Genomic DNA, 24,208 nt, shown 5'->3' on the forward strand with positions numbered 1-24,208 from the left:
GGAGATCCTTCAGGGGTTGCTGTCTGCGAAGTCGATCGTCTGCCGGGCGTTTTGCAACTCTTCGGTTACCACGCGCTGCAGTATCTCCGGAAGCGCATTGTGTACGAGCTCCGCCACGCCCTCGCGCAGACGGATACCCTCGAGGGCGATGCTGCGCATCAGGGTCAAGCTCACCTGCTCTTTCCAGACCTTTTGCAGGTGCTGGGTGATCTGTTCTTCCATTTCGGCAACGACGCGGCGCTCCACTTCCCGGCGCAAAAGCGTCTCGAGATCGCGCAGATATCCGGGTTCCATGAAGCGCGGCTCGGCATGGTTCTCAGCGCGGGTAGGGTCGGGGGCCGGTACTTCTGGCTGCCTCTGCACCTCCGCAGCAACAGAAGATGCCGGCATTGCCGTGGCTGTGTGGGTTTCTTCGGCCATCGTCGCGGTATCTGCCGCGGTAGCGCTGGGAGCAGCAGCGCTTTCGGGAGACGGCATCGGCGGCGCGACATCGGCCGTGCCGGCCGAGAGTCCGCGAATCCGCTGCAAGGCTTGGGTCAGTTCGGTCGCTTCGATGCTCTCGCCAGGAGCAGTTGGGGCTGCAGCCTGCGGATGATCCTCCCAGGCGCCGTCGATGCTGATCTGTGGCTCGCTTCTGCGGCTTGGCGGGGTGCTGGGTGTCGGGGTGAACTGTGGCTCTGCTCGTTCCGTGGTTTGCTGGCGAAGCGGTTCTGCCACACTCGTCTCTTCCTCGCCCTTGGGGCGACGCCAGAGGGGGCGGGGTAATCCCTCGCGGAGCAGTTCCGTAAGCAAGAAAGGTTTTTCCTCGCTGGGTAACTCGGCTTCCTCGAGAACCGGCTCGCGGCGATCATTGGCTGTCATGGCATTCTCCCTCAAAGCTCTAAAGGAAAGAGCTGGATACTGTATCCTGCTCGTTTGCATTGGCGGTAGCGTTCCCGCGCCGGCTCCCGTTCCGCCTCGGCGGCGGGAATGAAATCGATGAGGTGCTCGATGTTCTGCCCGCCGGGAACCGGCTCCCGCCATTCGACCAAAGCCAGTGCCGACGCTTCCTGCCGACGCAGCGCCGGATCATGGAATAGATAGACGGGTTCGTTGGCAGAGCCACCATGGGGCACAAAGGCGCCGGCGTGAAAGGTCCACAGCAGATCATCGAAGGCGCTTTGGGTTTCGGCATCGGGGGCGAGCACATCCACCTTGCCAAGGACTTGCCAGGCTTTGGCAAGAACCCGACAGATGGCGCGCCGACTTTCCACCACGGTCAGGGCTGGCGCCGGAAGCTGGTAAAACTTGGCGGTGCCGCCCACGCGTAAACCTCAGTGAGCCTTGGCGCGATGCTGCAGAAAGTGCACCAGCAGGGGCACTGGTCGGCCGGTAGCACCCTTGTTGTCGCCGCTTTGCCAAGCGACGCCGGCAATGTCGAGATGCGCCCAGCGGTAGTCCTCGGTAAAGCGGGAGAGAAAGCAGGCGGCAGTGATGGTGCCGGCCGGACGTCCTCCCACATTGCTCAGGTCGGCAAAGGGGCTTTTCAACTGCTCCTGGTATTCCTCGAAGAGGGGAAGTTCCCAGGCGCGATCCTGACTGCTGCGACCCGCCTGCAGGAGCTCGCTCACCAAGCCTTCGTGGTTGCCGAGCACCGCTGCTGTCTGGTGTCCGAGGGCGATGACGCAAGCACCGGTGAGGGTGGCCATATCGATTACCGCTTCCGGGTTGAAACGTTTGGCATAGGTGAGGGCATCAGCAAGGATCAGGCGGCCCTCGGCGTCGGTATTGATGATTTCGACGGTAAGGCCGGCCATGCTGCGATGGATGTCGCCGGGCTTGGTCGCTTTGCCGTCGGGGAGGTTTTCCGAAGCGGGGACAATGGCGGTAATGTTCAGGGGTAGCGCTAGGTCGGCAGCGGCCTGGATGGCCGCCAGCGCAGCCGCACCGCCACACATGTCGTATTTCATCTCGTCCATCTTGTCAGCGGGCTTGAGGGAAATGCCACCGGCATCGAAGGTCAGGCCTTTGCCCACCAAAACGATGGGTGCGGCACCCTCGGCACCGCCGCGATAGTGCAACACGATCAGGCGAGGCTCCTGGCGCGAGCCCTGGGCAACCCCGAGCAGGAGATGCATGCCCAGCTCCTCCATTTCCGCGGGGCCGAGTATCTCGTACGCAATGCCCCGTGCTTGGGCCATGGCAACGGCTTGGTCGGCCAGCCAGGTGGGCGTACAGATATTGCCGGGCTGGTTGGCGAGATCCCGGGCCCAGTCGCTGGCGCGGGAGATGGCCAAGGCGAGGTCGCAGCTCTGCTGCCATTCTTGACGTTCACCCTCGCTGCCAGATTCGGGAAGCAGGATGTTGATTTTGCGGAGACTACGCCGGGGACGTTTGGCTGGCTGACGATGCTGATCGAAGCGATACTGACCATCGAGAATGCCGCGTAGCCAAAGCTCGTTGGCAGCCGCACCGCTGCGGTGGGCAACGGCAACATCCGCAAGTGCGAGATGGATCTCGCTCAGTTCCGATCGAGCAATTTCCCGACCGAGGGCGCGCGCAGCCTTCTGCAGCTTTCCTTCACTCAATTTTTTCTCGCTGCCCACACCGACGAGGAGCAGGCGCTCGGCGCCGATACCCGGAATTCCATAAAGTAGCTGACATTGTCCCGCCTCCGCCGTAAAATCTCCATACGAAAGAAATCGGCGTAGGAAACCGCCACTGAGTTCATCCACTTTTTCCGCGCTGGCGGTCAATTGCCCGTTCTCTTGGCAAGCGACTACCAGGCATGCACAGGGTTCCGAAAGGGTACGATTCTGTTCTATACAAATTTCCAAAGCCTGTCTCCTGTGTCAGCTTCGCGATCCATCGCTTTGCTTCATAGCGTACACCAGGGCCCCGCCTCTAGGCCATCACGGGTGTGTTCGTGCTGATACTTCGCCGTTTTGGATCGTTGGGGCGTATTCCCGCCCATATTCTCCGCTCGGTACTGGTCTATTTTCTCGTCGCTTGTGTCGTCGTGCTCGCCTTGCTCTCCATTGGGCAACTCACCCAGATTTTGCAACAGGTCGCCTCCGGGCAGCTGCCCCTGGGAGTGGTGCTGCAACTGCTGGGACTGAGTATTCCCGCACTTCTGGTCGTGGTGTTACCCCTGGCACTTTTCTTTGCGGTATTCCTGGTTTTTGCCAACCTCTATCGCCACAACGAAATGATGGCCATTCAAGGCGCTGGGATCGGTCTACAGGCCTTGTTGCGGGGGCTTGCACCACTCGTTTTGCTCCTGATCGTCGTTGAATTGCTGCTCTCGGTGTGGTGGGCTCCGGCGGCAGAAGCCTACCTGCAGGCGGAGAGCACCAGACTGGCGGCAGCGGCAGCACAATCGCTGATCCAACCCGGGAGTTTTGCCCATCTCCCAGATGGGCGAGTCATTTATGTTGGTCAGGAAATCGGTGGCAAGGGGCATTATCGCGAAATCTTTATCGATCTTGCTCGCAGCGGGGCACCGGACTATGCCACCGCCGCTTTCGGTCAGATTGAGATCGACAAGCAAGCGGGTGTTTCCCTGCTCTTGATCAACGGACAACGCTACCTTGGACAGCCGGGGCAGGCCGGGTACAAGGTCTGGAGTTTTGCCCGCTATCGCGTCGATCTGGCAGCGCCACCGGCTGGCGCCGCCGCAGGAGAATCCTGGAACGCCTTGCCATTGTCACAGTTGTTGGCACGGATATCGGATGCCACGACCCATGCCCATGCCGTTGCCGAGCTCGAGTGGCGCTTTTTCTGGCCCTTACTGCTACCGATTGTGGTGCTCCTGGCCGTTCCCTTGGCTCACACCGAGCCACGTCGGCCTGGCCGGGCGGGCGGCTTCTTGGCCGGAGTTCTGCTGTTGTTGGGTGCTAATAATCTTTTGGTAGCGCTGAAAGATAATCTCATCGCCGGAAAAATTGCCCCCTTTCCCGGTCTCTTTTGGACTTGGCTCCTGCTTGCCGCGCTGGCGTTCTATCTCTTCTACCGTCGGCAGGCGGATCTTCCCCTCGTACCGGCGCGGGGAGCGTGGCGATGAAACGCGCCGATGCTTGGTTGTTTCGCGGAATGCTGTTCTACAGCAGCCTGGTTCTGCTCGTGTTGCTGTCTACGGTTTTTGTTGCGCAACTCATTGCCAAGGCCTCGGGCCCTGGTCACGGGCATTGGAATACCGGCTTGTTGCTGCGCTATGTTTGCCTGCAGGTGCCGGAAACTGCGTACGCTACCATTCCACTGGCCTTGCTGATAGGTGCGTTGATCTGGATCAGCATGCTCAACAGTCATTCCGAGATCACGGCGCTGCGCATGGCAGGCTGGTCCTTGGGTCGCCTGCAAAGACCCTTATTTTTGGTCGGCCTGCTGGGGGCGTTGATCATGTTTGTTCTCGCGGAGTGGGTCATTCCCTACAGTTCCTTGCAAGCGGAAATGCTGTGGGCCAACTCCAGCGGCAATAGTTTTCAGGAAATGGGTAATGCCGGCCTATGGCTGCGCCAAGGGGCAACGCTGTTACGTATCCAGGCCGTGAGTAGCAGTGGGACTGAGCTGCGTCAGCTACAAATCTACACTCCTTATCCCGGCATGGTTGGCATCGAAAAACAGGTCGATGCCCAATCGGCGGCGTTCCGAAACGGTCATTGGGTGTTGCAGAACGTACAAGAGTATCGCCTCGGCACAACCGCCATCGGTATTTCTCATGCCGCCGAGCAGGTTTGGACGGTGCCCTTGCGCCCGCAGACCCTGCGTAGTTTTGCCCACCGCACCCGGACCATGACCCTACAATCTCTGTGGCACAACGATCGCGATCTGCAGGGCGGGGTGCTGGCGATGAACCGCTTTGCCCTCGCTTTTTGGCAGCGCATCACCTACCCCTGGGTGGGATTGGTGATGATTTGGCTCGTAGTGCCCATGGTCATTCGCAATCCCCGCGCCGGAGGTGCCTACTATTGGATTGCGGCAGGCTTGGCTCTCGGTATCGCCTTTCATTTTCTCACCCAGATGTCCGGTTTTATTAGCGTTGCCGGTGGTATTCCGCCGTCGCTGGCGACCTTGGCGCCCATCGCCCTATTTGCCGGTTTTGCTTGGTTTTTGCATTCTCGACATGGATAGACGGCCTTGCAAAGCATGATGACGGATTTCTTCCGAAAAAATCCCTGAGTTGGGCGCAGTAATGCGCCCCGTCGCTGCCAGTTTAGCCGCCTCTTTTTTGCCGCAGGCTCTCCTCATCGAAAGCGCGGTCGAGATTCTCAGACAACTGCAATACTTGGCGAAAGAGACCGGCATCGGCATCGTCTGCTTGGCTGCGCAGCCGTAGGGGGGCCAGACCCGAAAAACTATCGGCGCGGTTTACCTCGCTCTCCGTCCCGTTGCAGTGGTTGCTGCGGTAGATGCTCAGCAATACCTCCGTGGCCAAGGCGTCGTTGTTGGTGCCAGACTCCGCCGCCTGCAGGGCGCTGGCCACATCGCTGCCGTGGAGCAGGGAATAGCTCAGGTGATTTTCCAAGAATTGGATCAGTTCGCTATAGGTCATCATCATCCTCCGGTTAGTTGGGGCGCATGCCGTCTTGTAGAGAAACCCGACAATGCTCGGCAACGCGCTGAAAATAATATTGCAAGTCGATGGGTAAGGTGACCCCGTCGAGGAGCCGCAGCAACTGCAAATCGGCGCAAAGTGCAATATCGACTAGCGATAATGTCCCGACATAAAAGCGGTTTTTGGCGAGAAGCTTGCCCAGCTCCAGCAAGCGTCCGCGGCGGGCGAGTTGCTGGTAGGCGCCGTAGCGATCATTGGCCAGGGCCTCTAGGCTTTGGCCAAACTGGCGTTCTTTCTCTTGCCGAAAATACCGGAGGTCTTCAGGATCATCGGCAATTTCGGCAAAGGCCGGCTGTACCGGCGCAATCAAGCGTTGCAGAAGGGCATCGAGATCCTGCCGCCACGCACAGAAGGCTTGCCATTCGGCGGCGGCAACGGCAAGGACGGGGCTGGGGAGGGTGGCATCGAGGGCTGGCAGGTCTTCCAGGTTGCCGGTCCAACGTTGCTCGCCAATGCATAGAACCGGCAGCCGCGCCTGACCCAGATCAAAGGGGGTTTCCAGGTCTTGCAAGCGACAGGGTTGCTGACGATAAGAAACTTCTTTCGCACCGAGCAAGAGCCGCAGGCGCAGGGCCTGTGGGTCCGACCAGTGAAAATAGAGGGTCGGTTCAGACAATGTCGGCGCGCTCCATGACCGCATTCCACTGCGCCGTGTCGATCGGTAGGATCGATAAGCGATTACCCTTGCGAACCAGTGGACTGCCCGCAAACTCCGGTATCTGGCGCAGCTCGTCGAGAGAAATTACCGTCGCGAAACGGGCGCGAAAGCCCACATCTACCAAATCCCAGCGCGGTGCCTCGCGGCGCGATGCCGGGTCGTAATACTTGTGTTGCGGATCAAATTGGGTGGGGTCTGGATACGCGGTACTGCGTACTTCCGCGAGCCCCACCACCCCGGGCACCGGAACCCGGGAATGATAGAACAACACGCCGTCACCAACTTGCATACTGCGTAGGAAGTTCCGTGCCTGATAGTTGCGAATGCCATCCCAAGGTTCCTGACCGCGTTGCTCGAGGTCGTCGAGGGAAAAGGCCTCGGGTTCGGTCTTCATGAGCCAGTAGGCCATGCTCAGTCCTCCAGGGTGATGGGACGACCAAGTCGCCGACTGAGAATCGCGCCGAGATGCTCCTGCAGGGTGGCCCCGGAGCGCGGATCGCGCCATGCTCCCCCGGGATCGCGATCGAAACGCGCTGGGCCGTCACTGCAGGCCAGCCAGATTTGCGAGACGGCTTCTTGGCGGTTGAGGATGACGGTGCTGCCGTCGGGCAACTGCAGGGTGAGGACGCTGTCGACCAGATCGGCCTCGATTTCGGGGGCCAAATCCTCGATTTGCTGCATGAGTTTCTGCAAAGATGCTTCTACGGCTGCGGAAAAGCTCTGGGTCATGACTGCCTCCTTAGCTCCATGATCGCTGTCTCGGGCGGACGGAGCAAGTGCCAGCAGCGCGCAGCCAAACGCGTTGCTCCTTACGCAAAATGGGGCGACTGCTTTGGTGTAGAATGAGACCGCTACCCTCGGGGTGCGGTTGCAGGTGACCGCGGGCAACGAGATGACGAAAGACTTGTTGCCAGTCCCGCGGCGGAAGCTGCCGACCAATGCCAAAAATTCCCAGGCGATGATGCTGGGCTTGGCGCACGCGGGGGGTGTCGCGGCCAATGAGAATATCGATCAGATGCTGTACCCCCCAACGCTGGCCGCTGCGATAAGCCGCCGACAAAGCCATTTGCGCCGCCTCACTGGCGTCCCAGAGCGGCGGGGGTTGCAGACAGTTATCGCAATTGCCGCAGGGCTTGGCCAGGGTCTCGCCAAAATAGCGCAGTAATCGTTGCCGCCGACAGCCGATTTCTTCGGTAAGATCGAGCATGGCCTGCAGGCGCTCCTCTTCGGCACGTTGTTGCTCGGCGCTGGCACCAGATTGTTGAATCATCTGCCGCAGCAGCAAAAGATCCTGCAGTCCGTAATGGAGCCAGGCCTCGGCAGGCTTGCCATCGCGCCCGGCACGGCCGGTTTCCTGGTAGTAGGCCTCGATACTTTTGGGGAGGTTGAGATGCGCGACGAAACGCACATCGGCCTTGTCGATGCCCATGCCAAAGGCGATGGTGGCGACCATGATCTGACAGGTGCCGGCGAGAAAGGCGCGTTGGTGGGCGCTGCGTTCCTCCGCATCGAGGCCGGCGTGGTATGGTCGCGCCGAATAACCCTGGGTTTGCAGCCAGTTTGCCGTTTCTTCGACCTTGCGGCGCGATAAGCAATACACAATTCCGGCACCGCGCTGCTGCTGTAAAAATGCCGCGAGTGCCTCCCTCCCATTGCTGCCTTGCTCCATCCGATAGCGGATGTTGGGGCGATCGAAGGATTGCACAAAGATCTTGGCGTCGCCCAAGGCGAGGGAGTCCTGGATTTCTTGGCGGCTGTGTAGATCGGCAGTGGCGGTGAGGGCAATGCGTGGAACCCCTGGAAACAGACTGCGTAGCCGCCCGAGTTGCCGGTATTCCGGGCGAAAATGGTGGCCCCATTGCGCCACACAATGGGCCTCGTCAATGGCAAAGAGGCTAATGCTAAGCTCCCGCAGCAAGCGCAGGGTACGCTCCTGCAACAGCCGCTCTGGGGCGCAGTAGAGGATGCGGAGCTGGCCGGCGCGCAGATTTTCGTCGATAGACTCCTGCTCGGCAGAGCTGGCACCCGAATGCAGGGCGGCTGCAGCAACCCCGCGTTTGCGCAGGGCCTGGACCTGATCCTCCATGAGCGCGATGAGGGGGGAAACGATCACTGCCGTGCCCGGTAGGGTCAGGGCAGGAATCTGATAACACAAGGACTTGCCACCGCCGGTGGGCATCAGCACCAGGGCATCCCCGCCCTGCAGCAGGTGCGCAATGATGGCATCTTGGGGTGGGCGGAAATCCCGAAAGCCGAAGACTTGGGTGAGGATGTGCCGCGCCTGGGCGAAGCGCTGCTCAGGGGAGGAAACGGGCGTCACCTTCGGCTCGCTTGAGGTTGGCAGCCGCCAGGAGGATACAGCTATTCATCCAGATTGCGATCGGGAACAGCAGCAGCAAGAGGAGGAGCGTGAACGCAATTGCCAGTGCCGGGGCGTGGGCGGCATTTGCACCCAACAACAGACCGGCAAGCACGGCAATAACGAGAAAGAATACGAAGAGCACGATACCGCAGACCAATCCGACCAGGAGAGGAAAAAAAAGCCAAGGCAGACGATCCCCAAAAAGACGCAGCGCGCCGCGTAAAGCTTCTCGCGGAGAGTCGCCATAGGCCGCAAACAGGGCAAAAGCATACTGGAAAAAAGAGCTAACGAGAAAACTGACAAGAATAGAGATCCACAGCCGCGGTTGTTCTATGACCCGTATGACTGCCGCCGGATCATTGGGATGTGCCGTCATGGCGAGATAGCCGCTGCTTTGCAGCAGCAAAACGCCAAGAATTGCCGGCACAAGCGCTAGCAACCAGGCATCGCGTTGTTGCAGGCTCCACAAGCTAGACAAGAAATCAGCGCTTTGGCCGGCACTGCGCAGGGCAATTACCCGGAAGAAACCGATGATCAGCACATTGATCCAAATATTATCGAGAATCATCCAAAGTAGGTGCAACGACGGCGCTTGCGCGACGAGAATCCCGAGGGGTAGCATCCCTAGCAGTGCCACCAGACCAGTAACCAGCAGGCTGAAGCAGAGGGGCCAGAAATGGGTGCGCAGAATCAGCCAAGCGCCAGAAAAAATTTGGGCAACGGGGTAGCGAGTGGGCTGGAATAAGGCTTCAGGCATGGGCAGCAATATCCTGTTGGTTAGGCGTAAGGAGGGAGCCGAGGGAGGCGGCCCGGCAGTCAATTTGGGTCAAGGCAATGGGGTGTTGATCGATGCGTGCTGCCGTCAGTTGACGACCCCAAACGCAGCCCGAGTCGAGGGCCAGCAGCCGTTCCTCCACGCGCAGGCCCTGGGTGGCCCAATGGCCGCATACGATGGCGCCCTCGTCCTGATGGGCAAAATAGCGCTGGTGCCAGGGCAGAAAGCTGGCGTCTGGCGCCTCGTTGGTCCAGGCATAATAGCCGTCCTCGCGTACCCAGCGGGCGCGGGTGAAGACGGCAACGCGAAAGCGCTGGGCATCGTCCTCGTTACGACAGTCCTGCCAGCGATGCGGGGCCTCGGCCTCCCAGAGACGTCGTAGGAAAGCCTTCCAATTTTTGCCGCGTAAGGCCTGCTGCAGTGTCTCGGCATGCCCGGCGGCATCGGCCGGCGACCAGTCGGCATCGAGCGCTGCATGTACCATCAGCCAGGGCAGTTCGACGTCTTGGTACAAAAAAGGGCGCTCGCGTAGCCATTGAAAGTACTCGTCGGCGCGGCGGTCAGCCAAAAGGGCCGCGAGGGTATCGCTCTTTTTTGCTTTGGCAATACCCGCCCAGCGGCTAATCGCATAGAGATCGTGATTGCCGAGCACCAAGCGCAAGGCATCCTGCTCATCGTAGGCCCAGGCCAAGGTAGCTTGGCTTTGCGCGCCGCGATTGATCACGTCGCCGGCAAACCACAACTCACGGTACTCCCCAAGCGCCGACAACAACGCCTGCAGGGCCGTGAAGCACCCCTGCACATCACCAATGGCGTAGGTTCCCTTACTTGCCATGTTCAAAAACTGATCACCTGATCACTGGCCTTCATGCTGCGCACGAGAGTCGCCATATTGCCAATCTTTACTCCGGGGAGGAAGGGCCCGGGATTGCTGCCGGGTTGCACAATAGCCAGGATCTCGCCCTGCAATTCGCGAATTTCTGCCAATAGATCTTGGTGTACCGGATGGGTGACGCTGGCCTCCTGGCGCAACACGGCAACGGCCTCCTCCACAAAGAAGACACTCACCGCAATTTCGTCGGCCAACGCGGCAATGGCCGTGCGCAGGGCGTGCAACACCGGAGCGCCCTCGCTGCCGGGAGCACTGCGAATCATCACCGTCCAATGGATTTTTTCCTCGTTCTGCATTTGTGTACTCACCGTCGCCCCGCATGGATGCGGAGAGCGCCATGACCGTAGCCCATATCCTCCCAGTGTAGCAGAAGGGCGCCGCAAAGTTGCCCAAGCGCAACTTGCTTTACTCGAACATTCTCGCTCCGTGGTCATAACGGTGGAAAATAGGTACACTCGACGCGAGTTTTTAACCACCACAAAGGGCATTACCCATGGCAGATATGCAAGAACCGGTTTTCATGATCGAGCGGATCTACGTCAAGGACCTCTCCTTCGAATCTCCCAACGCGCCGCAGAGCTTCACCATGACCGAAGCGCCATCGGTGGATGTCGGGCTCAACACCGAAACCCACGAGGTCCCCGGCGTGTCGGATCTCGTCGAGGTGGTATTGACCGTTACCGTTAACGCCAAAAGTGCCGATAGCACGTATTTTGCCGTGGAAGTGCAGCAAGCCGGCCTATTCCGCATGCAGAACATCCCCGAAGAGCATCAGCCGGTGCTGCTCGCCGTACATTGTCCGACCATTCTCTTTCCCTATGCCCGTGAGGCGGTAGCGGATTTGGTGGGGCGCGGCGGTTTCCAGCCTCTGCACCTGCACCCGGTGAACTTCGAGGCCCTCTATCAACAGGCGCAACTCGAGCAGAGTCAGCACACCACGCAGTAAGATGCCGAAGCGGACGGTGCTTGGGGCCGGTCATTGGGGCGTGGCCCTCGCCGTTACCTTAGCGCGTCGCGGCGAAGCGGTCTGCCTGTGGGGCCGCGCCTTGCAGCCGGCCGGTCCCCGGTCGGTGCTGCCGCACTTTCCTGATGTTCCCGTACCCCCTACGCTTTCCCTGAGCTGTGCCTGGGAAGAAGCCCTGGACGATGCCGCCGAACTGGTCATTGCCGTCCCCAGCCATGGGGTGCGCGAGCTTCTTGCCAGGCTTCCTGCCTGCCTGCCCCGTTCCGTTCCCATTACCCTCACCAGTAAGGGGCTCGAGCGCGATACCCAGGCTCGTCTCGACGAGATTTTGGCGGAGCAGTTGCCGGGGCGCCCCTGGGGGGTGCTCTCGGGTCCGAGTTTTGCCAGCGACCTCGTCGCCGGGCGACCCCTGGCCATGACCCTGGCCAGCCACTTTCCCGACTATCTGGCGATGCAAGTGCCAGCCTGGCGCTCCGAACAGCTGCGCATTTATCCCAGCACCGACGTGGCCGGGGTGTGCCTGGCGGGCGCCATCAAAAACGTCTTGGCCATCGCTGCTGGTATCTCCGATGGCTTGGGGTATGGCGACAGCGCCCGTGCGGCCCTGATCACCCGCGGTTTGGCGGAGTTGCGTCGCTTGGGGGTGGCATTGGGTGGCCAGGCAGACACCTTCGTTGGGCTGGCAGGGGCGGGCGATTTGATTCTTACTGCGAGCAGTGATCTCTCTCGCAATCGCCGCTTTGGCCTCGGCATTGGTGCGGGAAAGCCGGTCGAGCAGGTGCTCCGCGAATTGGGGGAAGAGGTGGAAGGTTGGCGCAGCAGCCATGCCCTCTATCATCTGGCCGAAGAAAAAGGGATCGAGATGCCGATTGTGCGCGAAGTGTACCGGGTACTGTACGAAGGACGTTCGGCGCGCGCGGCCTCGGCAGCGCTGATGCAGCGCGGCTTGGCCGAGGCCGACTGAATGGCCATGCTTGGTTTGCCGAAAGACGACAGCTCGCCGTCGCGGCGAATTCCTTTCGCCCCCTTTCGTACCATTGGCATCCTTTTGGTGCAGTTTGTGGTCTTTGCCCTGCTCCTGCTGGGCGTGCTCTTGGTGCATACCAATCAGGACTTGAGCACCCTGAAGACCTACACCGCCAATATGATCCGCATCGCCGAGATCAATCGCGACTGCAGCGAGGCGTGGAAGCAGCATGGTGCCGCGGCAGCGATGCAGGTCTTGGCCGTCGATCTACAACACCTACCCCCAGATTTTGCCGCCGCCGGCGAGCAACCACAGTTGCGTCGGCTGCAGACCCTGGCAGCGCGAGGTAATCCTGCCGATCTCCCCCAGGTCTTTGCCGATCTCAGTGCCTGGAATCTTGCTGCCCATCTCCATGGGCGTGGACTCGTCCTCGCCGCTGGCCACGATTCCCGTTACACCCTCATCGGCTCCGTGATCGCCTTGGTGGCGTTCATGATCTTTGTCATCGTCACCCTGATCTTTTTTCGCACCCGTATTCTGAGTCCCCTGCGTCGTTTGCAGGGGGCCATGTACTCCCTCGAACTCGGGGCTTTTCAGCGCGTCGACGAGGGCCGGGCGGACCCCGGAATCACGCCGCTCTTGCGCTATTACAATCAGATGGTTGGTCGTTTGGAAGAACTCGAACACCAACGCCGTCGCTATCTGCAGGACTTGCAGCGAGAAGTGCACGAGGCGGCCAGTACCCTGATGGCGCAGCAGGCGGCCATGGCGCGCTCCGAGCGCATGGCGGCCGTAGGTGAGGCGGCGGCCGCCTTTGCCCACGAGCTGCGCAATCCCTTGGCAGGCTTGCAGGTAGGCTGCGCCAATCTTCGGCGGGAAATTACCGACGGCGAGCTCGACGCTCGTCTGGCCCTCATGGAAGAGGAATTGCGGCGGGTGAGTCGCCTGCTCGACCAGCAGCTGCGCGGCGCGCGCCACGCGCACGAGTCGGGACAGTGGGTGCAGCCGGGGGAAGTGATCGAGGCATTGCTCAATCTGCTGCGCTATCAACTGCCGCCAGAAATTTCCTTGCGTTTTGATGTAGATGCGCAGTTGGGGCCGTGTATGTTGCCGGTCGACCAGCTCCGTCAGGCGTTGCTCAACCTGGTGCTCAATGCGCGCCAGGCCCTCGACGACCGGCCGGGAGAAATTCTCGTGGAACTTCGGCGTCGCGATGATGGTCGCATAAGCCTGCAGGTGGCCGATAGTGGCCCGGGTTTCCCGCCCACCCTGTTGCGCGACGGAATCCGCCCCTTCGCTACTGGCCGGGAGCAGGGTACTGGCCTCGGACTTGCCATGGTGCGGCGCTTCGTGCGCAGTCTTGGGGGGGAAGTCAAACTCGCCAATCGGCCCCAGGGCGGGGCCACGGTTACCCTGCTCATCCCCTGTCCGCCGCCCCTAGAGGAGTCAACGCATGGGTGATCCCCTACTGATCGTCGAAGACGAGATTTTCCTCGGTCGCGAGATGCGGCGCTTTTTTGAAAAAGAAGGCTGGCAGGTATTCTGGGCCGAACGCCTGGCCGATGCCGAACAGCTTTTGGCCGAGGAGCTCAATCCCTTGGTGACCCTCGCGGATCTCAATCTGCCCGATGGAAACAGTCTCGATCTGCTGGAGCGCTCGCGAGAACGGGGGCAACAGGGAGAATGGATCTTCCTTACCGCCTACGGCAGCGTACCGGATTCGGTACGCGCTCTCCGCCTTGGCGCCTACGATTTCCTCGAAAAGCCCTGTGAAATGGAGCGCCTCGCCATGGTCGTTCGCTCGGCCGGGCGCGCCGCGCGGGCCCAACGTCGGGTCGCGGATGACACCAACCAGCACAGTCGACGCTACAGTCCCGCCGCCTTTCTTGGTACCAGTCCAGCGGCCCAGCGGGTGCGAGAAATCTTGCAGCGGTTGGCGCAGGTTCCGTACTCGGGCCTGATCATTTCTGGAGAAACCGGCACCGGCAAGGGGCTGGCTGCCCGCATCCTGCATTACAGTGGCCTGCGCAGCGATGGGCCAATGGTCGAGATCAACTGCGCTGCCCTGCCGCGGGAGCTGCTCGAGTCCGAGCTCTTTGGCTACGAAGCCGGTGCCTTTACCGGCGCCACCGCCCGCCACCGGGGTTTGGTGGAGCAGGCCAGTGGCGGCAGTCTGTTTCTCGATGAAATTTCGGAAATGGATCTCGATTTGCAGGCAAAATTGCTGAAGGTGATCGAAGATCGCAGTCTGCGCCGCCTGGGTGGCGATCGCACCATACAGGTAGACGTGCGTTTTCTGGCCGCCAGCAACCGTGACCTCGACGCCATGGTCGCGGAGGGACGTTTTCGCGCCGACCTCTACCATCGCCTCAGCGTGGTGCGCTTGCTTCTGCCGGCGCTGCGCGAGCGCAAGGAAGACCTGCAGGAGCTGGTTCCGCATTTTGTTGCGGAATTCAATGCCCAGGCGGGTAAACGGGTGCGTCACATCAGCCCGGCGGTATGGCAGAGCCTGGAGCAGTACGATTGGCCGGGAAACGTGCGTGAGCTGCGCAATGTGGTCGAGCGTGGGGTGCTCTTTTCCGAGGGTGAAGATCTCCCCCTGGAATGGCTGCAACTGCCGGGAATGGCAACCGTGGCGCATTGTCCAGCACCGGGGGCCTGTCCCTTGGATAATCGCCAGCAAGTGGTTTTGCCTCTCGATGGCAGCATGGACCTCGACAGCATGGAACGGGAAATCATCGCCCGCGTTCTGCAGTCTACAGACCACAACGTCACCCAAGCGGCACGGATTCTTGGCACAACGCGGGAAACCCTGCGCTACCGCATCCGCAAGTACGGGCTGGGTTCGGACGAAGGATAGGCGGAAAATCAAAGGGGCTGAGACTGCTGCTTCGATTGCTTGGCGCAGGTAGCTGGGCTACACTGCGTGCCTCATGGAGAGGTGACCGAGCGGCCGAAGGTGCAGCACTGGAAATGCTGTGTACTCCAAAAGGGTACCGTGGGTTCGAATCCCACCCTCTCCGCCAATGACAGATAAATTCCTGATAAACAAAAAAGGAATTTTTATTTCAATGGGTTGTGACTAAACACTGTGGCTAGACGTGTAGCTAAACGTGAGGTCGAGAACCCTATGTATATCCTAAAACGCTGGTCGCTGTATCAATTTTCCCGCAAACTCCCGGATCGTTTTCGCGGTCAGGAGATTCCCCCTCCCTTCTGGTCCCCACAAGGTAGGAAGTAATGGCTATTTGCGGTTTTCCCTCGGGGCCGGTAATCGCTAGGAGGCCCAGCGCCTGGGCCGACGCGTCGCCGTCGAGATCGACGATTTCCTGGCGGAGCGGCAGTCGGCCCGGGAACGGATCGTGGCGCCGTTTTACGCGCAGGGTGATCAACCGGCGGGCGAAGTCCTGCAGGACGTCTACGACCGCATGTCGCCAGAGGAGCAGACCCGGATACTGCTGGTAGCTCGACCGGTGCCACGGCCCAGTTTTTCCCGGGAAGAAATCCAGGCGGCCGCACAACTTTTTTATGCCGACGTCCTTCGGATAGATGAGGAGGAATACGGAAAGCTGCTGGCCAGTTTGCTGGATCCCCGAAGGAGGGAGTGCGAGGACGATGAGGATCCCGCCTTGCCGCTTCGGGATAATCCTAACTTCGTCGAGGATTTGCCCCCGCCGGGACCCGAAGGGGATTTGGAGATATTGTTCTCTATCAAGTTCTTCCGCACTATCTCCGCAGGGCGACGGGCCGCAACGTCTCGTTTTGGCGTCTTGGTGCGGGCTACGTGCTTTTTGTGCAGGCGTTTCGGGCGGCTTCGCGTGACCTGCTGCGCCGACCCCTACAATGTCCGAAGAGAAGCCCCGCTCGTCGTCCGCGTTTGGGTGGGGCGGTTTGGTGGATTACTAGCTGCGTGACTGCGAGCGCGATCCGCGCACGGCACGCGAGATGCAGAGCCTGGTGCGATCTTTCCAAGCGTTTCTCGGGAAGAAAATGCCAGCGGAGGTTGCGAAGGCAGATGTGACCGCCTGGTTGCGCAATCAGCGCGAAACGCGCGGCAACTGTGGCAAGACCCTGGAGAAGAAGGGCATACTGGTCGGAGCCGCCTTCTCTCTGGCCGTAAAAGATGAGCTTCTCCCCAAAAATCCCTTCGCGGGCTTTGATTACAAGCGCTTATCCCAAAAGATCGGAATCGAGTCCGACGCCGCCCGGGAGCCATTTACCTTGTCTCAATTGCAAATGCTCTTCGCAGAAGATGTTCTTTTCGCGCAGACCGCGGGACGGGGTGGGGGAGGGCACTACGCTCGCGTCTGGCTCCCCTTGCTAGGGCTTTTCACGGGGGCGCGGCTCGACGAACTTGGGCGCCTCATGGTCAACGATGTATTGCAGCAACCGGTGCCGCACTTTCGCATTCGCCGGGGCAAGAACAGCGAGAGCCTGCGCTCTGTGCCTCTGCACCCGCAGCTGCTAGAACTGGGGTTCCTCGATTACGACGAGGCCATAAAGCGAGCCGGACACGAGCGTTTGTGGCCCGAGCTGCGCGGACGAAGCGCCCTGCATCCGATTAGTGAGGCGCATGGCAGGTGGACTGAGGGCGGGGAAGATCAAAATGGGTGGGGCCTCATTGGGCCGTTAAATAGTTGTTGCATGTAACTTCCGATCTGATATGATGTTGCATGTAACATTGTTGGAGGCTCTCAAATGGCATCAGCACACGTTAATCAGCGGGTCAAAAAGCACCGCGATGCCTTGCGCATGGCCGGGCTTCGTCCGATTCAAATCTGGGTGCCTGACACGCGCCGCCCTGACTTCGCAGAGGAGTGCCGCCGCCAATGCCTGCTGGTAGCTCAGGCCGACCGTGCCGACACCACCATGCAGCAGTTCATGGATGAAGCCTTGGCGGACGTGGATGGCTGGACGGAATGATGCGCGGGGACCTAGTGACCATCGCCCTGCAGGGTGACTTTGGCAAGCCACGCCCCGCCCTTGTTGTTCAGGCCGACTTGTATAGCGAGCACAGCAGTGTTACCGTGTTGCCCGTTACCAGCACGCTTGTGGATGCGCCATTGCTGCGCGTTACGGTTCATCCGAGTGCGGAGAACGGCTTGCAGAAACCATCGCAGGTGATGGTGGACAAGGCCATGACGGTGAAGCGCGAGAAGGTGGGGCCAATTTTCGGGCAACTCAACGCGGACACCATGGTGGAGGTTGAGCGTCGCTTGGCCGTGTTCTTGGGAATTGCGAAATGAAAACTACCAAGAATGAGGTTATCTGCTCGCGCCGTAGTCCGGCTACGGTGGCACCCAATGCCATCAAGGTTCGCGTATTCACTATAGTCCATAAAACTGAGGATAACGGCTAACCTATCGACTATAGTGAATATTTGGCCAAGAGCAGCTCATTCAAAAGAATGCCGGGCTGGCTGCTTTGTTGCAGAAGCGCACAGCCGGGAGCGCGCTCGACCCTGTTCATTGATGGCCGTAACCGACTGACCAAACTCGGATCGACGAACTGGGGGAGCAACCTACGAGGCGCCCCGTTCAACCAAGAAGCTGGCCTCTTCCAGTACAAGGCTTCGTCCAACCAAGGCCCGCGGCGGGGACCCTGCTCCCGGAGTGAAAGGATTTTTGCAATCGATCCATGGAATCCTCCAATCACAGTCACCACTGTCCTTCCTCATGCAACATCACTCCGAGTGCCAAAGGTGGTGGACTTATACAGCGGCTAGAAAAAAACCGCTCTCTCTGCTAGCTTACGGCCACCTGCGCCTCATCGCCCGCCAAACCGTCAAAAGCTTGCCATGCCCAATCTGCTCACCGTTGTTCAAGATCGTTATCTGCAGGATGCGGCTTTTCTTGCCCTCCTCGAAAGCCACGGAATTCAAGTCCTGCAGGACTGTCTCGCCAATCGCTCTTGGCTCGAGGCCTTTTGGCAGCACTACGTTCCGGATCCTTTGCCGCAAACCGTCATTCTGGGTCTGAACCCCGGCCGTTTTGGCGCCGGGCAGACGGGAATTCCCTTTGTCGATTTTCGCAGTCTCTCGGCTCTGCTGCCCGAGGCAAGTCTACCCAAGCAAGACAGTGAGCCCTCGGCAACTTTTTTCCACCGCGTTGTCCAGCACATTGGTGCGGAAAAATTCTATCGCATGTTTTACGTGAGCAACGTCTCGGCGGTGGGGTATCTGCGCGATGGCAAGAACTGCAATTACCCCGATCTCCCCGAACTGGCAAGACCAACCGTGGCTCGAAATTTTGCCGAAGAAATGGGCCTTTTGCGCCCCAAGCGCATCATCGCTCTCGGGCGTGAGGTGGAGGCCAGCGCCCAGGCACTCTTTCCCGACGGATCGGTGCGCATCTCCCATCTACCCCATCCCTCCTGGATCATGACCTATCGCCTGCGCGAGGCGCAGTCTTGGGTGCGCCGCTACGCGCAAATGCTCCTGATGGGTTGAGAAGGATTGGTGGTGACGAGCGAGGGGCGTATCCTAGGCCCTGACGCACTCATCACGAGGTAACATCGTATGGCTGAGGAATTGCCCGTACTACCGGCCAAGCGCCGGCTCGAACCCTTGTGCCAGAAAATCGGCCTGCCCACCATACGCGCGGTGGTGGACGACTTCTATAACCGCATCCAGCAGCACCCGACCCTGTCTGGCCCCTTCGGTATTGTGGGCGACTGGGACCTGCACAAAGAACGTCTTACCCACTATTGGTGGACGGTGATGGGCGGGCTGCCCTATCAGGATTTTCGCTATGCCCTTGGGGATCGCCATGCTCCCGTCGGCATTACCAATGCCCTTGTCGACGATTGGTTGCAGCTCTTCCACGAGACCATGCTCGACCATCTCTCCCCCGAGCTCGCCCAGCGCTGGCTAGGCTTGGCTCGGGGCATTGGCGAATCTCTACGCTTGATGTTCGCCCGCGACGCGTAGGCGCGCCGGCTGCTCCTCTCCGGGGCCGAGAAAGAAGCGATAGGCGGGGCTGGCCGTCTCTTCGGCGTAGGGCAGGGCGATGCGGTCGAGCATGGCGCGAAACTCTGCATCGTCCTCGTCTGGCACCTCAAATCCCGCCAAGACACGGTCAAAGTCGACGCCATTGTTGCGGTAATGAAAGAGGCTGATGTTCCAGCGCCCGCCTACCTTATCGAGAAACTCCATCAGCGCTCCCGGACGCTCCGGAAACTCAAAGCGGAAGATGCGCTCGTGGCGGGCTTGCTGCGCATGGCCACCGACCATGTGGCGAATATGCAGCTTGGCCATTTCGTCGTCGCTCAAATCCATGGCGCGGTGCCCGGCTGCACGTAGTCCCGCCAGCAGCTGTTGGGCATCTTCGCGGTTTTGCACGGCAACGCCAACAAAAATGTGCGCCTCATCGCGGCGGTGCAGGCGATAGTTGAACTCGGTAATGGTCCGTTGCCCGCCAATGGCTGCGCAAAAAGAGCGAAAGGCCCCGGGCCGCTCGGGAATGGTGACGGCAAAGAGGGCTTCGCGAGCCTCGCCGATCTCGGCGCGCTCGGCAATGAAACGCAGACGATCAAAATTCATGTTGGCACCCGAAAGGATCGCCGCCCAGGCACCGTGCCGCGTCGCCTCGCCGTCTTCCAAAGCCATTCGCTTCAGTCCCGCAACCGCGAGGGCACCAGCGGGCTCCATCACCGTGCGCGTTTCGTCAAAGACATCCTTGATGGCGGCGCAGATTTCGTCGTTGCTTACCCGCACAATCCGATCGACATATTGCTGGCAAAGGGCAAAGGTATGCTCGCCCACCCGGCGCACCGCCACACCATCGGCAAAAATACCCACTTGCTCCAGCTCAATACGCTCCCCCGCAGCAAGGGACTGATACATGGCATCAGCCTCGAAGGGCTCGACGCCAATGATGCGAATTTCGGGCACGATGCTCTTCAAGTAGGCGGCCACGCCGGAGATGAGGCCACCGCCCCCCACGGGCACAAAGACCGCATCCAGCCCGGTGCCACGCTGGCGTAGTATCTCGGCGCCAACGGTGCCTTGCCCGGCAATCACCAGGGGGTCGTCGAAGGGGTGGATGAAGACCATGCCGGTTTCGGCAATGAGTTGCTGGCAATGCGCCTGGGCATCGGAATAGCTGTCGCCAAAGAGGACGACCTCGGCACCCAGGGCACGTACCGCCTGCACCTTGATTTCCGGGGTGGTGCGGGGCATGACGATGCGCGCGCGAATACCGAGAAACTGGGCGCTGCGCGCCACTCCCTGGGCGTGATTACCGGCGCTGGCGGCGATGACGCCGCGCTGGCGCTCCTCGCTGCTAAGTTGCGCGATGCGATTGTAGGCCCCGCGTAGTTTAAAGCTGAACACCTGCTGCAAGTCTTCGCGTTTAAAAAGCACCTCGCGGCCCAGACGAGCGCTCAGTTTGGGAGCAGCCTCGAGGGGGGTTTCGCGGGCGACGTCATAGACGCGACTGCAGAGGATTTCGCGCAGTAAGTCCTTCATTGGCTGTGGCTGGCGGGCAAGGGGCCATCGGGGCGCAGCCATTGCCGGAATCGTTGGATGTCGGGCTCCAAGAGGGCGCTCGCCTTGGCCTCCATTTGCTCGTAGTGGGCGAGCACTTCCTTGCCGAGGGGGGTGAGAAAGGCACCACCGCCGCGCGAGCCGCCAGTGGCCGTCCCCACCAGCGGCGAGGTAAAGGAACGGTTCATGGTGTCGACAAGAAGCCAGGCGCGGCGATAACTCATCTGCATAGCCCGCGCCGCGGCGGAAATAGAGCCCGTTTCGGCAATGCGTTGCAGCAGCTCTGCTTTACCCGGTCCCATGGCGATCGCCTCGGCCAAGAGAATGCGCAGCCGCGGCGCAACGACATGACTATGCTTTTGCATCTGGAGTATCCCCATCAAAAAAGCGCAGAATTTGCTGCGGCAAATAGCGGGTATGGCCAGGAAAAGATCCCTGCACGTAGGCCACGTGGCCTCCCCGATCCGTAAAACACGTCTGCACCGCCGCGCTGCGCTGCCATTTGGCGACATCCGCCAAGGGTACGATAGGATCATTGCGACTATTGATCAACAGGGTGGGCACCCGCACCCGCGCGAGCCCCGGGCCGGAAGAGCCCTGTTGCCAGTATGACAGGGCATCGCGAAAGCCGTGGACCGGCGCGGTGAAGGCGTCATCAAAGGCGCGCAGGGTACGGGCGGAATGCACTGCCTGCCAATCGACCAAGTCTGGATACCGGCTGGCATAGTGACCCATTTGACGCTGCAAGGTGCGCACAAAATAGCGCTCGTAGAGAGGGCGTTGGGCGATATGGGCGGCGGTAGCGACCAGGTCTACGGGGGCGCAAACGGCTACTGCCGCAGTCAGATGATCTCCCCGCTCCTCGCCCAGATATTTGAGCAAGGCATTGCCGCCAAGGGATACCCCCACCGCGTAGAGGGTGGAGAAGCTGCGCTGTAAGCGCTCGACAATCCAGGCGATCTCGTCACTGTCGCCAGCGTGGTAGGCGCGCGGCTTGCGATTGTCGAGACCACCGCAACCGCGAAAATTGACCAAACATCCCGTCCAGCGGCGTGCCTGCAAGGCAGCAGCCAAGGCCAGGGAATAATGCCCACGGCTACTGCTGCCCAGTCCGTGAAAAAGCACCACTGCGGGAGCCTGGGGATCACCGTCCACCCAATCGACGGCTATTTGGTCGTCATCGGGGGTTGTCCAGAGTTCTCGCCGCAGGGGCACCCGCTCGGAGCGCGAGAAAAAGGGAGCCCAGAGGGTTTCGGCGTCGCCATTGGGCAGCCAGAAAGGCGGTCGGAAGTCGCAGGACAGGGTCAATCTTCAATGTAGGCGTCGTGCGCCCGCAGATACTGTTCCAATTCCTCGATACAGCTACCGCAGCCGCTGCCGCAACCGGCATGCACCATCAGCAACTCCATAAACGGCAAGGGCTGCGCCCGCTGTCGCGCGAGAATTTCCTGGAATGTGGCCGCCGAGCAACAACAATAGGGGCTGTCGTCGACTTCCTGAGCTTCGGCTGACATTCGTGCTGCATACCTCATGATCAAGAGGAAAACTTGGTCGACGATATTACCGACCCCAGCAGGCGGCAGCAAGGAAAACCGGCTCGCGTGCGCGGTTTTTCTTACCTCGTATCTAGGGCTAGATCCGGCACGCGGTACTTGACGGCACAGGTATTTCCACTATCTACCGGTATATAACCCCGAGGGATTGAGGCGGCGGATGAACAGAGTGCAAAGAACCGGTGGCGCCCATGCTTGGCTGCTCGCGCTTGCCGTTGCTGCAGTTGCATTGCTATTTGCATGGATTGTGGTACCCGCGGTCCTTACCGGCAGCCCACTTGCAGATGCTTTGCAAAAACCATTCGAAATGGCAGGAAGCCTCATCGCTGCGATGGCAGTCATCGGGGCGCTAAAATCATACTTGGAGAGGCCAATACAAGCGGATGCGCCGTTGAAATTCGATCCCACCCCAAGCGAGGCACAGCGGGCAGTTGCAACCAAAAAGCAAAGTACGCCGGCCGCCCAGTACGAGCCCCCTTCCACTCCATCCGATGGCTGGTCCCTCGACCTACTGAAGTCTCTGGAGTGGAAGCGCTTCGAGGATTTGTGTAACGAGTATTCCCGACAGAAAGGAATGCGCACCGAGACTACCTGCCTTGGCGCCGACGGTGGCGTAGATATCCGCATCTATCGCGAGGATGGCGTTCTCATGGGCATCGTGCAATGCAAGGCGTGGCGAACGAAAGAGGTTGGCGTGCGGCTGATTCGTGAGCTCGCGGGGGTAATGGCAAGCGAAAAAGTACCGCACGGAGTCTTCATAACCACCAGCGCTTTTACAAAAGAAGCGGTTACTTTCGCAGAGAAAAATGGAATCATTCTTTTGGATGGCCCAGGGTTTATTTCGGCAATCAAAAAACTGCCACCAAATGAACAAGAAAAATTATTACAATTCGCCACAGCTGGGGATTATTCTACCCCCACTTGCCCCCATTGCGGGGTTAAAATGATTCTCCGAAAGAAGTACAGCAAGTTTTGGGGATGTCGCAACTTTCCGAAATGTAAAATGACGTTGCAAGTTGGTAAGGAGTGGGGATGAATATGCGATCTCTGGGCGTAAAGAAGTGCGTCAAACAGGGTATATATTGTCATCCCGCGCTCCAAAAAATCAGGCATGGGCTAGTAGCCGGTCGAGCGCATTGGCAAATGCTTGGCGATCGGCTTGGCTCAGGGTGGCAGGCCCGCCGGTATGCACGCCGGAGTCCCGCAGTTGCTCCACAAGGTCACGAACCCGCAGGCGCTCGCGGATGGTGTCGGGAGAATAGCGTTCTCCACGCGGGCTGAGCGCATGGGCATTTTTGTCCAACACGGCGGCGGCGAGCGGGATATCGCCGGTGATTACCAAGTCTCCTGCCATAATTTGCCTAAGGATTTCCGCGTCTGCCACATCGAAGCCCTTCGCTACGACTACCGTGCGGATGTATGCCGAGCGGGGTACGCTCAGCGCCTGATTGGCAACCAGGGTCAGCGGCACTTGCCGACGTTCGCTGGCGCGGTAGAGAATCTCTTTGATGACCTTGGGGCACGCGTCGGCATCAACCCAAATATGCATTGCATTCTCGTCGAATTTTCCTAGGTAGAAACACCTTGTCACAGATGGGTCACCGTAACAATGGCTGTTCCTGATGACTCGTCATTTGGCGCACCTAGCCCGGTACGGATTTGGGCGTTGTCAAATTCGACCACCTGCCAAGGAGATAGGAGAGAAAAGTACTTTGGATGTTGGTGAATAGAACGGGCAACCTGCGTTTGGAGTCGCTTATCAGAGGGAGCTTTCTAAAAATTGGGCGGCCACATTGGCCCTATCATCAAACGGAGGAGGGAAAAACACCGAAGTCAATGTTGGAGTTAGTTTTAGCCGGTAGAAAACCAACCTTTCCTTAACTCCAGCTTTCTGGACACCGACGAGCCTCGAAAGGAGGCTTACGGTGTCCACGAACTCGTACAGTCATTAACGTCCAA

General features: G+C 59.9%; 29 protein-coding genes and 1 tRNA gene. 14 read left to right on the forward strand and 16 right to left on the reverse strand.

The window, feature by feature from the left end; translation table 11 throughout:
* Positions 1-9 precede the first annotated feature (9 nt).
* From RTI30_RS01270 to RTI30_RS01280, 3 genes are read right to left on the reverse strand one after another with little or no spacing between them, the layout of a single operon-like run.
* A complete protein-coding gene (locus RTI30_RS01270) occupies positions 10-861 on the reverse strand; it encodes a hypothetical protein (protein WP_312261458.1) in 852 nt (283 codons plus the stop codon).
* An 11-nt stretch (positions 862-872) separates the two neighbouring features.
* The gene (locus RTI30_RS01275; protein WP_312261460.1) at positions 873-1,304 is read right to left on the reverse strand and encodes a DNA polymerase III subunit chi; all 432 of its coding nucleotides are present in this window, start codon (positions 1,302-1,304) and stop codon (positions 873-875) included.
* Positions 1,305-1,313: 9 nt separating this feature from the next.
* Positions 1,314-2,816 (reverse strand): leucyl aminopeptidase, encoded by a 1,503-nt coding sequence (locus RTI30_RS01280; protein ID WP_312261462.1) that lies wholly within the window; start codon positions 2,814-2,816, stop codon positions 1,314-1,316.
* 89 nt (positions 2,817-2,905) lie between these two features.
* Between RTI30_RS01280 and lptF the strand changes: the two genes are divergently transcribed.
* Positions 2,906-4,042, forward strand: coding sequence for an LPS export ABC transporter permease LptF (gene lptF, locus RTI30_RS01285; protein WP_312261463.1), 1,137 nt, complete (start codon positions 2,906-2,908; stop codon positions 4,040-4,042).
* Complete coding sequence (gene lptG / locus RTI30_RS01290) at positions 4,039-5,109, forward strand: LPS export ABC transporter permease LptG (RefSeq protein WP_312261465.1); 1,071 nt, start codon at positions 4,039-4,041, stop codon at positions 5,107-5,109. Before lptF ends, lptG begins: the two co-directional genes overlap by 4 nt.
* Before the next feature lie 82 nt (positions 5,110-5,191).
* Here lptG and RTI30_RS01295 read toward each other — a convergent pair whose 3' ends face one another.
* The 8 genes from RTI30_RS01295 to RTI30_RS01330 are packed head-to-tail and all read right to left on the reverse strand — an operon-like array spanning position 5,192 to position 10,588.
* Positions 5,192-5,530, reverse strand: coding sequence for a hypothetical protein (locus RTI30_RS01295; RefSeq protein ID WP_312261467.1), 339 nt, complete (start codon positions 5,528-5,530; stop codon positions 5,192-5,194).
* A 13-nt stretch (positions 5,531-5,543) separates the two neighbouring features.
* Positions 5,544-6,209: a glutathione S-transferase gene (locus tag RTI30_RS01300; protein ID WP_312261469.1), complete on the reverse strand. Its 666-nt coding sequence runs from the start codon at positions 6,207-6,209 to the stop codon at positions 5,544-5,546.
* Positions 6,202-6,660, reverse strand: a complete 459-nt coding sequence (locus RTI30_RS01305) for an EVE domain-containing protein (RefSeq protein ID WP_312261471.1) — start codon at positions 6,658-6,660, stop codon at positions 6,202-6,204. The genes RTI30_RS01300 and RTI30_RS01305 overlap by 8 nt, the downstream gene beginning before the upstream one ends.
* 2 nt (positions 6,661-6,662) lie before the next feature.
* Positions 6,663-6,980, reverse strand: coding sequence for an iron donor protein CyaY (gene cyaY / locus RTI30_RS01310; protein ID WP_312261473.1), 318 nt, complete (start codon positions 6,978-6,980; stop codon positions 6,663-6,665).
* Positions 6,981-6,990: 10 nt separating this feature from the next.
* Positions 6,991-8,571 (reverse strand): DNA helicase RecQ, encoded by a 1,581-nt coding sequence (gene recQ, locus RTI30_RS01315; RefSeq protein WP_312261474.1) that lies wholly within the window; start codon positions 8,569-8,571, stop codon positions 6,991-6,993.
* Entirely contained in the window at positions 8,549-9,370 is an 822-nt protein-coding gene (locus tag RTI30_RS01320) for a hypothetical protein (protein WP_312261476.1), read from the reverse strand. Before RTI30_RS01320 ends, recQ begins: the two co-directional genes overlap by 23 nt.
* Positions 9,363-10,223 carry a symmetrical bis(5'-nucleosyl)-tetraphosphatase gene (locus RTI30_RS01325; protein WP_312261515.1) on the reverse strand — a complete coding sequence of 287 codons (861 nt, stop codon included), beginning with the start codon at positions 10,221-10,223 and terminating at the stop codon, positions 9,363-9,365. Before RTI30_RS01325 ends, RTI30_RS01320 begins: the two co-directional genes overlap by 8 nt.
* A 2-nt stretch (positions 10,224-10,225) precedes the next feature.
* Complete coding sequence (locus RTI30_RS01330) at positions 10,226-10,588, reverse strand: DsrE family protein (RefSeq protein WP_312261478.1); 363 nt, start codon at positions 10,586-10,588, stop codon at positions 10,226-10,228.
* 185 nt (positions 10,589-10,773) lie between these two features.
* On the opposite strand from RTI30_RS01330, the gene secB reads away from it, so the two are divergent.
* From secB to RTI30_RS01385, 11 genes are all read left to right on the forward strand, one after another.
* Complete coding sequence (gene secB / locus RTI30_RS01335) at positions 10,774-11,226, forward strand: protein-export chaperone SecB (RefSeq protein WP_312261480.1); 453 nt, start codon at positions 10,774-10,776, stop codon at positions 11,224-11,226.
* A 1-nt stretch (position 11,227) separates the two neighbouring features.
* A complete protein-coding gene (locus tag RTI30_RS01340; RefSeq protein WP_312261482.1) occupies positions 11,228-12,208 on the forward strand; it encodes an NAD(P)H-dependent glycerol-3-phosphate dehydrogenase in 981 nt (326 codons plus the stop codon).
* Positions 12,209-13,672: an ATP-binding protein gene (locus RTI30_RS01345; protein ID WP_312261484.1), complete on the forward strand. Its 1,464-nt coding sequence runs from the start codon at positions 12,209-12,211 to the stop codon at positions 13,670-13,672.
* On the forward strand, positions 13,665-15,071 hold the full coding sequence (locus RTI30_RS01350) for a sigma-54 dependent transcriptional regulator (protein WP_312261485.1): 1,407 nt from the start codon (positions 13,665-13,667) through the stop codon (positions 15,069-15,071). The genes RTI30_RS01345 and RTI30_RS01350 overlap by 8 nt, the downstream gene beginning before the upstream one ends.
* Before the next feature lie 75 nt (positions 15,072-15,146).
* Positions 15,147-15,237, forward strand: a tRNA-Ser gene (locus tag RTI30_RS01355).
* Between the two features lie 336 nt (positions 15,238-15,573).
* Positions 15,574-16,125 (forward strand): hypothetical protein, encoded by a 552-nt coding sequence (locus RTI30_RS01360; protein WP_312261487.1) that lies wholly within the window; start codon positions 15,574-15,576, stop codon positions 16,123-16,125.
* 76 nt (positions 16,126-16,201) lie between these two features.
* Positions 16,202-16,861, forward strand: a complete 660-nt coding sequence (locus tag RTI30_RS01365; protein WP_312261489.1) for a hypothetical protein — start codon at positions 16,202-16,204, stop codon at positions 16,859-16,861.
* A 48-nt stretch (positions 16,862-16,909) separates the two neighbouring features.
* Positions 16,910-17,134 (forward strand): antitoxin MazE family protein, encoded by a 225-nt coding sequence (locus tag RTI30_RS01370; RefSeq protein WP_312261490.1) that lies wholly within the window; start codon positions 16,910-16,912, stop codon positions 17,132-17,134.
* Positions 17,131-17,457: a type II toxin-antitoxin system PemK/MazF family toxin gene (locus RTI30_RS01375; RefSeq protein WP_312283314.1), complete on the forward strand. Its 327-nt coding sequence runs from the start codon at positions 17,131-17,133 to the stop codon at positions 17,455-17,457. The genes RTI30_RS01370 and RTI30_RS01375 overlap by 4 nt, the downstream gene beginning before the upstream one ends.
* A 551-nt stretch (positions 17,458-18,008) precedes the next feature.
* Positions 18,009-18,659, forward strand: coding sequence for a uracil-DNA glycosylase family protein (locus RTI30_RS01380; protein WP_312261494.1), 651 nt, complete (start codon positions 18,009-18,011; stop codon positions 18,657-18,659).
* A 69-nt stretch (positions 18,660-18,728) separates the two neighbouring features.
* On the forward strand, positions 18,729-19,139 hold the full coding sequence (locus RTI30_RS01385) for a group III truncated hemoglobin (RefSeq protein WP_312261495.1): 411 nt from the start codon (positions 18,729-18,731) through the stop codon (positions 19,137-19,139).
* Here the strand turns inward: RTI30_RS01385 and ilvA are convergent.
* Genes ilvA through RTI30_RS01405 form a run of 4 tightly spaced genes read right to left on the reverse strand, consistent with a single transcriptional unit; the run spans position 19,110 to position 22,210 of the window.
* On the reverse strand, positions 19,110-20,678 hold the full coding sequence (gene ilvA / locus RTI30_RS01390) for a threonine ammonia-lyase, biosynthetic (RefSeq protein WP_312261516.1): 1,569 nt from the start codon (positions 20,676-20,678) through the stop codon (positions 19,110-19,112). The genes RTI30_RS01385 and ilvA overlap by 30 nt on opposite strands.
* On the reverse strand, positions 20,675-21,061 hold the full coding sequence (locus RTI30_RS01395) for a winged helix-turn-helix domain-containing protein (RefSeq protein ID WP_312261496.1): 387 nt from the start codon (positions 21,059-21,061) through the stop codon (positions 20,675-20,677). The genes ilvA and RTI30_RS01395 overlap by 4 nt, the downstream gene beginning before the upstream one ends.
* Positions 21,048-22,004 carry an alpha/beta fold hydrolase gene (locus RTI30_RS01400; protein WP_312261498.1) on the reverse strand — a complete coding sequence of 319 codons (957 nt, stop codon included), beginning with the start codon at positions 22,002-22,004 and terminating at the stop codon, positions 21,048-21,050. The genes RTI30_RS01395 and RTI30_RS01400 overlap by 14 nt, the downstream gene beginning before the upstream one ends.
* Positions 22,001-22,210, reverse strand: coding sequence for a (2Fe-2S)-binding protein (locus tag RTI30_RS01405; protein ID WP_312261499.1), 210 nt, complete (start codon positions 22,208-22,210; stop codon positions 22,001-22,003). Before RTI30_RS01405 ends, RTI30_RS01400 begins: the two co-directional genes overlap by 4 nt.
* Before the next feature lie 199 nt (positions 22,211-22,409).
* Between RTI30_RS01405 and RTI30_RS01410 the strand changes: the two genes are divergently transcribed.
* Positions 22,410-23,285 carry a restriction endonuclease gene (locus RTI30_RS01410; RefSeq protein WP_312261501.1) on the forward strand — a complete coding sequence of 292 codons (876 nt, stop codon included), beginning with the start codon at positions 22,410-22,412 and terminating at the stop codon, positions 23,283-23,285.
* Between the two features lie 69 nt (positions 23,286-23,354).
* Here the strand turns inward: RTI30_RS01410 and RTI30_RS01415 are convergent, their stop codons facing one another.
* Complete coding sequence (locus tag RTI30_RS01415) at positions 23,355-23,798, reverse strand: YaiI/YqxD family protein (protein WP_312261503.1); 444 nt, start codon at positions 23,796-23,798, stop codon at positions 23,355-23,357.
* Positions 23,799-24,208: the final 410 nt, after the last annotated feature.

Origin of the sequence: Candidatus Igneacidithiobacillus taiwanensis (assembly GCF_031962545.1) — a bacterium.
In the GTDB taxonomy this organism is placed as follows: domain Bacteria; phylum Pseudomonadota; class Gammaproteobacteria; order Acidithiobacillales; family Acidithiobacillaceae; genus Igneacidithiobacillus; species Igneacidithiobacillus taiwanensis.

Bases quoted from the DNA above. Each gene is read 5' to 3' on its own strand.
- RTI30_RS01270 (WP_312261458.1), bottom strand. From the start codon at position 861: ATGACAGCCAATGATCGCCGCGAGCCGGTTCTCGAGGAAGCCGAGTTA.
- lptG (WP_312261465.1), top strand. From the start codon at position 4,039: ATGAAACGCGCCGATGCTTGGTTGTTTCGCGGAATGCTGTTCTACAGC.
- RTI30_RS01295 (WP_312261467.1), bottom strand. From the start codon at position 5,530: ATGACCTATAGCGAACTGATCCAATTCTTGGAAAATCACCTGAGCTAT.
- RTI30_RS01305 (WP_312261471.1), bottom strand. From the start codon at position 6,660: ATGGCCTACTGGCTCATGAAGACCGAACCCGAGGCCTTTTCCCTCGAC.
- cyaY (WP_312261473.1), bottom strand. From the start codon at position 6,980: ATGACCCAGAGCTTTTCCGCAGCCGTAGAAGCATCTTTGCAGAAACTC.
- RTI30_RS01320 (WP_312261476.1), bottom strand. From the start codon at position 9,370: ATGCCTGAAGCCTTATTCCAGCCCACTCGCTACCCCGTTGCCCAAATT.
- RTI30_RS01325 (WP_312261515.1), bottom strand. From the start codon at position 10,223: ATGGCAAGTAAGGGAACCTACGCCATTGGTGATGTGCAGGGGTGCTTC.
- secB (WP_312261480.1), top strand. From the start codon at position 10,774: ATGGCAGATATGCAAGAACCGGTTTTCATGATCGAGCGGATCTACGTC.
- RTI30_RS01340 (WP_312261482.1), top strand. From the start codon at position 11,228: ATGCCGAAGCGGACGGTGCTTGGGGCCGGTCATTGGGGCGTGGCCCTC.
- RTI30_RS01345 (WP_312261484.1), top strand. From the start codon at position 12,209: ATGGCCATGCTTGGTTTGCCGAAAGACGACAGCTCGCCGTCGCGGCGA.
- RTI30_RS01350 (WP_312261485.1), top strand. From the start codon at position 13,665: ATGGGTGATCCCCTACTGATCGTCGAAGACGAGATTTTCCTCGGTCGC.
- RTI30_RS01365 (WP_312261489.1), top strand. From the start codon at position 16,202: ATGCCAGCGGAGGTTGCGAAGGCAGATGTGACCGCCTGGTTGCGCAAT.
- RTI30_RS01370 (WP_312261490.1), top strand. From the start codon at position 16,910: ATGGCATCAGCACACGTTAATCAGCGGGTCAAAAAGCACCGCGATGCC.
- RTI30_RS01375 (WP_312283314.1), top strand. From the start codon at position 17,131: ATGATGCGCGGGGACCTAGTGACCATCGCCCTGCAGGGTGACTTTGGC.
- RTI30_RS01380 (WP_312261494.1), top strand. From the start codon at position 18,009: ATGCCCAATCTGCTCACCGTTGTTCAAGATCGTTATCTGCAGGATGCG.
- RTI30_RS01385 (WP_312261495.1), top strand. From the start codon at position 18,729: ATGGCTGAGGAATTGCCCGTACTACCGGCCAAGCGCCGGCTCGAACCC.
- ilvA (WP_312261516.1), bottom strand. From the start codon at position 20,678: ATGAAGGACTTACTGCGCGAAATCCTCTGCAGTCGCGTCTATGACGTC.
- RTI30_RS01395 (WP_312261496.1), bottom strand. From the start codon at position 21,061: ATGCAAAAGCATAGTCATGTCGTTGCGCCGCGGCTGCGCATTCTCTTG.
- RTI30_RS01405 (WP_312261499.1), bottom strand. From the start codon at position 22,210: ATGTCAGCCGAAGCTCAGGAAGTCGACGACAGCCCCTATTGTTGTTGC.
- RTI30_RS01410 (WP_312261501.1), top strand. From the start codon at position 22,410: ATGAACAGAGTGCAAAGAACCGGTGGCGCCCATGCTTGGCTGCTCGCG.
- RTI30_RS01415 (WP_312261503.1), bottom strand. From the start codon at position 23,798: ATGCATATTTGGGTTGATGCCGACGCGTGCCCCAAGGTCATCAAAGAG.